Consider the following 7,091-nt stretch of genomic DNA (forward strand, 5'->3'; position numbering starts at 1 on the left):
ATTAAATACTTGCCGTAAATTGTTGAAGGAACCGGACATCATTCACACTGAACAAACGGAGGTCATTGATCTGGTATTTCAACATGGTGATTCGTTCAATTCCCATTCCAAAAGCGTAGCCGGTATATTTATTAGAATCAATTCCACAATTTTCCAAAACCTGCGGATGCACCATACCACATCCCAGGATTTCCACCCAACCGGTATGCTTACAAACATTACAACCTTTTCCATTGCAGAGCAGGCAACTGATATCCATTTCTGCACTAGGCTCGGTAAAAGGGAAATAGGATGGACGGAAACGTATCTTAACATCCTTACCAAACAACTCCTGTACAAAGAAATAAAGTGTTTGTTTCAGATCGGCAAAAGATACCTGTTCATCGATATACAATCCCTCCACCTGGTGGAAGAAGCAATGGGCTCTTGCAGAAATGGTTTCGTTACGATACACACGTCCGGGGTTTACAATGCGTATGGGCAATTTGCCTTTTTCCATTTCACGGATCTGCACGTTACTGGTATGCGTACGCAATAACCAATCGGGGTTCTGGCTGAGATAAAAAGTGTCCTGCATATCCCTCGCCGGATGATTTTCCGGCAGGTTCAGTGCAGAGAAATTATGCCAGTCGTCTTCAATTTCAGGCCCTTCCGCCACAGAGAATCCAAGCCGGCGAAAAATGCTTAGTATTTCGTTACGCACCAAGCTGATGGGATGACGTGAACCAACGGGTAGAGGGTCGCCTGGCAGTGTATAATCCACCCCCACAGTACCCTGGTCAGACTGGCTTTCAAGGGACTGTTTCCAGTTTTCATATTTCTCTTCAGCAAACTGTTTGAAGGCATTTAGAACTGCACCAAATTCTTTTTTCTGGTCTGCTGGAATGTTTCTCATCTCTCCAAACAAAGACTTCACGATTCCTTTAGTACTTAAGAATTTCAGGCGATATTCCTCCAGGGAGGCCGGTCCGTTAATTTCCAGGCCACTGATCTCTTCCCGGTATGCTTCAATTTGCTTAACGATCATTTCCATATCAACAAAGATAAGAAGCCAGGATGAGAAGCGGCGCAGCGAATGAAACAGCTTATCGAAGGATGAATAACTGGAAATAGACCCATACGAAGGGAGTAGCCAGCAATAAAGAGTCGAACCGGTCGAGAAATCCACCATGACCGGGCATGATTTGTCCGCTATCCTTAACACCTGCCATTCTTTTCAGTTTACTTTCCAGCAGGTCGCCAAATGTTCCGCTGATTGCGGCAATCAGGGAAATTGCGATAGCATGATGCACAGGCAAATCAATCCACCATGCCCAGATAGATAGGGTTGCGACAGCCAGTATGATACCACCTAATGTGCCCTCCCAGGTCTTTTTGGGTGAAATGACACTCAAAGGTGTGCGGCCAATCATAGATCCCACGAGATAAGCCATTGTATCATTTATCCAGATGGTGAAAATAATGGCAAGTGGTGCGATTTTACCAATTTCAGGCAGGGCACGCAAATGCATAAGCAGGCCGAAGCTCAGGGAGATATATAAGACACCCAAAAAGGAATAACGGATATTTATCAACTCAATATTCCGGGAAAAAAGAAGTTCCGTTATCGGAAGCATGAATAGTAACAATAACCCCATCCACCAACCCACTGCATGCAGCGACAAGTCTCTCCAAACAAACTGATCGCCGGTGAAATAAAGCAGCACACACCAGCCTGCTATCTGAACAGCCCAACGATGAACCGGTGTGATTTTAGTATACCGGGGTTCAAATTTCCCAACCAGTTGCTGATACTCATACCAGCACCCAAAATGGATAACAGTGAAAAGCAGAAAAAAAGCATACTGATTCCAGAACAAGCCGGTTAGCATTACCGCAACAAAAATCAGGGCGGTAGATGCTCGGGTCCAGAATGTTTTCCAGTTAAACGCCATGGCAGTACATTCAGTTATACATCATTGTTGACTCTTCGGGAAGGAAGTATGAGATCATCATCAGTATCGTATAGCTCTCCGAAATGAGTATGCGAAATCCGTTGCATAAACCAGGTAATCCCAATGATTGCAAATACACTCAGGACAACATAAACAGGTTCAATTACAGGCTCCTGTTCTATGAAGTTTTTATTTCGATAGACCAGGATCACCTGCACGGCATTGTTTACAAAATGGCCGAGCACGGCCGGCCATATACTGCCACTGTACCAGTAAATCGCACCTAACAGAATTCCAAGCAAAAGCCTTGGGAAAAAACCAAAAAACTGGCCATGAAAAGCAGAAAACAGGACGGCAGTGATGATGATGCCAATCCAGGGACGTCGACTGATCTGGATAAACAGGCGCTGCAGTACCCCTCTGAAAAAAAACTCTTCGCAGATTGCTGGTAGTACTGCAATGAGAAAAAGCATGGCGATCAGGTCAGTCAGGCTTTTCATATCCAGGAAAGCCTTCATCAGTTTGATGGCATTGTCTTCCGCAAGCCGCATGGACGCTTCCATTGACTCAAAAGCTTCAGGCAGGTGGATTTGCTGATTTACCATATTCAGCCAGGATGCAGCCGGGTAGGCCAGCAACATCAGCGTCACTCCCATCCACCAGAAACTGGAGGGTTGAGGCGCTTTATGACCAAGATAGGCAAATGGGCGACGATCACTCAGGTAGGCAAACACAATGGCGGGCAATAAAAAAATGGCAATACTCAAAATGGCCTGCAGCCATTTCAGTGCTGCAACCACTCCGGGCTTTTCGAGATTCATCTGTTGGATATCCTCCAGAGACACTCCCATTCCATGGGCAATTCCATAAAATGCTACCAAGCCCAATGCCAAATACATCCCAAACGTCAGGCTGCCAAAAACGACCAGTTGCAACCAGGCGGGTTTATACTTCAGATAAGTATTCATACGATGTCTGCAAGATGCGTTTTTTTGGGCAGAACTGGCATTTTATGGCGTAACTTTGCCGCTTTCAAACAGCGGCATGGTGAAGATAGGCTCTATAGAACTTCCGGATTTTCCACTCCTACTCGCTCCGATGGAGGATGTGAGTGATCCCCCATTCCGGGCAGTATGTAAACTGAATGGCGCTGATATGATGTATACGGAATTCATCAGTAGCGAAGGACTGATCCGGGATGCAATCAAAAGCCGTCAAAAACTGGATATTTACGAAGCAGAACGCCCCATCGGAATCCAGATTTTCGGTGGCGACGAAGAAGCGATGGCGATGAGTGCCCGGATTGTGGACACGGTTCAACCAGACCTGCTGGATATTAATTTCGGTTGTCCGGTTAAAAAAGTTGTAACCAAAGGAGCCGGGGCCGCCGTATTGAAGGACATCGATCTGATGGTTCGGCTCACTGCTGCCTGTGTGCGTTCCACCAATCTACCTGTAACAGTCAAAACCCGCCTGGGTTGGGATGCCGACTCCATTAATATCGGAGAGGTGGCAGAGCGCTTACAGGATACCGGCATTAAAGCCCTGGCCATTCACGGCAGAACCCGCAGTCAATTATATAAAGGTGAAGCAGACTGGACGCATATTGCCCGGGTAAAAGAAAACCCCAGAATCCAGATTCCCATTTTCGGCAATGGAGACATTGACTCACCAGAGAAAGCACTTGACTATAAAAAGCGATTTGGTGTAGATGGTATTATGATCGGCAGGGCTGCTATTGGGTATCCCTGGATCTTCAATGAGATCAAACATTTTTTTGCCACGGGAGAACACCTGCCCCCTCCCACCATTGAGCAAAGAGTGGATGTAATCCGCAGACACCTCCACAAATCAGTTGAATGGAAAGGACTGGTTCCCGGCATTAATGAAATGAGAAGGCATTACAACAATTACCTGAAAGGTCTCCCCAACATCAAGGAATACCGGCTCAAATTGGTGACCTTCAAAACGGTGGAAGAAATAGATGGTGTACTGGATGAAATCATTCAGGTATATACCGGATTCCAGTTTGAACACCGGCAGGTGGAAATGAATAATCTGTCCTATAATTGCGGCTAATCCTTACCGTTATCTAGTGCTTCAATAACCGATGCATCCAATGGTGATACACCAGGGGCAAAATAATTAATTAATACTCCCTCTTCATTTAAAAGATATTTGGAAAAATTCCATTCCGGAGCCTTGTTGCACCATCCATTTTCTGCCGGATTCGACAACCATTGAAATACCGGATTTTGGGAGGCACCGGGAATAACGCTCGATTTTTTGGCAACCGGAAAAGTGACCCCGTAATTCAATTTGCAAAATTGTTCAATTGACGCATCATCACCCTTTTCCTGTTCTTTGAAATCGTTAGCCGGGAAGGCCAGTATGTTTAACTGATCCGGGAATCGCTCATACAACTGCTGCAGCTCTTCGTATTGGGCAGTATATCCGCAATCCGAAGCAGTGTTGACCAACAATAATTTTTTCCCTTTGAGTTGCTCAAGAGGCAACTGCCTTCCGCCTGCAAGGTCAACAGTTCGGTTATAGATCGGCGTAAGTGGTTTTTTCTCCTCCTTATTGGAAAGAACAGCGGCCTTCATCCCCGTCCATTTCCCCAATTTCATAAGGAGCGGATAAATGAATTTCAGTAAGCGTTGGCGGCCAGACAGGACTGTGCGTTTATGATTCATCCAATTACTTTTTTGTATAGTGAAAGCTTCCCTTTCATGGGAGGATATTTGATGGCCGGATCAAACCAGGCGGGTGTTTTCATAACGGCTTTATAATGCGTGAAGCGATCAAAACTAAATTTTCCATGTGCAGCCCCAATTCCACTATCGCCCCGCCCACCAAAGGGAAGCGCCGCATTGGTAAACTGCCAGGCAGCATTATTTATGCATCCGGTTCCAGCTGGTATGGCTTGAATCCAGTCCTCCTCTTTTTTACTGCTGGATGTAAACACATAAAAAGCAAGCGGATTCGGATGTTGCTGCACAATCGCCAGTGCCTCCTCCTTTGTGCTGAAACTGAAAACCGGCAAAATGGGACCAAAAATTTCTTCCTGCATAATTGGAACTGAAAGCGATTCGGGTTTAATCAGGGTTGGTTCAATATAGAGATCCCTTTCATCACTGTTTCCGCCATGCAGCAAAACTCCTCCCCTTAAATATGAATTGAGCCGGTCAAATTGAGACTTGTTGATGATGCGGCAATAATCCCCGGATTGCTGCGGATTTTCACCATAAAATTTCCGGATATTTAACTTAATGGCTTCAACCAGTCTTTCACGAATCCGCTCATGCACGAGCAGGTAATCAGGCGCGATACAGATTTGTCCGGCATTGGAAAACTTGGCAACAGCAATCCTCCTGGCAGCCACTTCAACCCTGGCGTCCTCTTCCACAATACAGGGACTTTTACCACCCAGTTCCAGGGTAACCGGCACCAGTTTGGAGGCAGCCATTTCGTATATTTTTTTTCCGACTTTAGTACCTCCTGTAAAAAACACATGGTCAAACCGGAAAGATTGCATCATAGCGGGAACCACTACCGCTCCATCTCCAGGTGCAAACAAAATTTCCTGCTGTAAAGCGGCTTCCTGAATGATTTTTTCCAGGATTTTTTCAGTAGCAGGAGCATACTCACTTGGCTTTACTACCACCAGATTACCTGCTGCCAATGCGCCCACCATTGGACCAAGCAACAGCATAAAAGGATAATTCCAGGGAGCAATAATCAATACTACACCCAGTGGTTCAGGATAGAGGTAACTGGCCGATGGAAGATTTACCAGGTTGGTTGCCACTCTCCGCGGACGCATCCATTGTTTCAGATGTCGAATGGCATGATCAATTTCGGCGATTGTGATACCAATTTCGGTTACCCATGATTCCTCTTTTGATTTGTGCAAATCAGCTTTAAGGGCAGCATAAATAGCATCTTCGTTCCGAAGAACTGACTGCTTCAGCTGTTTGAGAATTTGTATACGAGCTTTATAAGCTGCCAGCAATCCGGATTGAAAGCGCAGCTTCAATCCATCCAATTGTTCCGGGGTTATATCTGGTATCATACTTTCAAAATACAACAATTGTATACAATCCTGGTTCAATACTGTTTTCAGTACCTTCACCATATGCTTTCGGATGAACATTTTATGAAACAGGCACTGGTACTTGCCAGCCAGGCATATGATGCCGGGGAAGTGCCGGTGGGTGCGGTGGTGGTAATTAATGATCGCATTATTGCCAGGGGATATAACCAGGTGGAGCAGCTGAATGATCCAACTGCACATGCTGAAATGATTGCACTCACTTCTGCATTCAGTTTCCTTGGTGCTAAATACTTGCCAGATGCAGCACTTTATGTAACTGTGGAGCCCTGCCTTATGTGTGCAGGCGCCCTTTATTGGAGTAAACTTGGCAAGATTGTATGGGGCGCTTCAGATGAAAAAAACGGATTCGCCCGTCTTACGCGCGACCAATCTCCTTTCCACCCGAAAGCCATTATTCGCACTGGTGTGCTGGCAGAAGAAGCTGCGGAACTGATGAAAAGTTTTTTCAGAGCCAGGCGTTGAATGGATTTTAACATTCCCTTGTTAAGCCCTGAACCTGCTTTATGGTCTATGGAGTATAAAACTCAAGGCCATGAAAAAAATGCTACTCCTTTTTTTACCCCTGGTGCTCGTACTTGCTTCCTGTACGCGTACCTATGTTGAACCAGGGCCGGTTATTGATGAACGTTACTGGTTGAGCCAGGAAAGAGGGGTGGTTGTTTACAGTGGATTCGACTGTGATTTTTTTGTTGTGGAAACCCGTTATGGATACACTGTGATCCGCAGCTGGGGCGGATTTACACCGCTGAGAGGAGCCGTTGTTTACGGTAATTTCAGTCGCTTTGGAGTACAATCATTTTACAACAGATCCGAAGGCATCATTCAGCAGGGAAATGTAATTGACTACTGGTTGACCTATTGGGATGCCATCGACCTGGCAGATTTTGAATGTAATCCCTTTTAACAAGTTGAATAAATAGAGTAGGAAGATAGCAAACAATTTGTTTGCTATCTGTCCTCTCACACCACCGTACGTACCGTTCGGTATACGGCGGTTCCTTAATTTAGTTTCCGCGCAGCCAGATAGCAGTCCGTCAAAA

8 protein-coding genes are annotated in these 7,091 nt (G+C 45.6%); 3 read left to right on the forward strand and 5 right to left on the reverse strand.

Features of this window, described 5'->3' with window-relative positions:
- Position 1: 1 nt before the first annotated feature.
- From pheS to L0U88_RS20420, 3 genes are read right to left on the reverse strand one after another with little or no spacing between them, the layout of a single operon-like run.
- Entirely contained in the window at positions 2-1,033 is a 1,032-nt protein-coding gene (gene pheS, locus L0U88_RS20410; protein WP_234868673.1) for a phenylalanine--tRNA ligase subunit alpha, read from the reverse strand.
- A 52-nt stretch (positions 1,034-1,085) separates the two neighbouring features.
- On the reverse strand, positions 1,086-1,934 hold the full coding sequence (locus tag L0U88_RS20415; RefSeq protein ID WP_234868675.1) for a phosphatidate cytidylyltransferase: 849 nt from the start codon (positions 1,932-1,934) through the stop codon (positions 1,086-1,088).
- A gap of 14 nt (positions 1,935-1,948) precedes the next feature.
- Positions 1,949-2,902: a CPBP family intramembrane glutamic endopeptidase gene (locus tag L0U88_RS20420; RefSeq protein WP_234868677.1), complete on the reverse strand. Its 954-nt coding sequence runs from the start codon at positions 2,900-2,902 to the stop codon at positions 1,949-1,951.
- A 76-nt stretch (positions 2,903-2,978) separates the two neighbouring features.
- Here L0U88_RS20420 and dusB point away from each other — a divergent pair, with 76 nt between their 5' ends.
- Positions 2,979-4,013, forward strand: coding sequence for a tRNA dihydrouridine synthase DusB (dusB, locus tag L0U88_RS20425; RefSeq protein ID WP_234868678.1), 1,035 nt, complete (start codon positions 2,979-2,981; stop codon positions 4,011-4,013).
- Here the strand turns inward: dusB and L0U88_RS20430 are convergent.
- Complete coding sequence (locus L0U88_RS20430; RefSeq protein WP_234868680.1) at positions 4,010-4,564, reverse strand: glutathione peroxidase; 555 nt, start codon at positions 4,562-4,564, stop codon at positions 4,010-4,012. The genes dusB and L0U88_RS20430 overlap by 4 nt on opposite strands.
- A gap of 62 nt (positions 4,565-4,626) precedes the next feature.
- Complete coding sequence (locus tag L0U88_RS20435; RefSeq protein ID WP_234868682.1) at positions 4,627-6,072, reverse strand: aldehyde dehydrogenase family protein; 1,446 nt, start codon at positions 6,070-6,072, stop codon at positions 4,627-4,629.
- Here L0U88_RS20435 and L0U88_RS20440 point away from each other — a divergent pair, their 5' ends adjacent.
- Together L0U88_RS20440 and L0U88_RS20445 are read left to right on the forward strand one after the other, a co-directional pair.
- Positions 6,073-6,513: a nucleoside deaminase gene (locus L0U88_RS20440; protein WP_234868683.1), complete on the forward strand. Its 441-nt coding sequence runs from the start codon at positions 6,073-6,075 to the stop codon at positions 6,511-6,513. It abuts the gene before it with no gap.
- A gap of 70 nt (positions 6,514-6,583) precedes the next feature.
- A complete protein-coding gene (locus tag L0U88_RS20445; RefSeq protein ID WP_234868685.1) occupies positions 6,584-6,955 on the forward strand; it encodes a hypothetical protein in 372 nt (123 codons plus the stop codon).
- Positions 6,956-7,091: the final 136 nt, after the last annotated feature.

Origin of the sequence: Flavihumibacter fluminis (assembly GCF_021491375.1) — a bacterium.
GTDB lineage: Bacteria > Bacteroidota > Bacteroidia > Chitinophagales > Chitinophagaceae > Flavihumibacter > Flavihumibacter fluminis.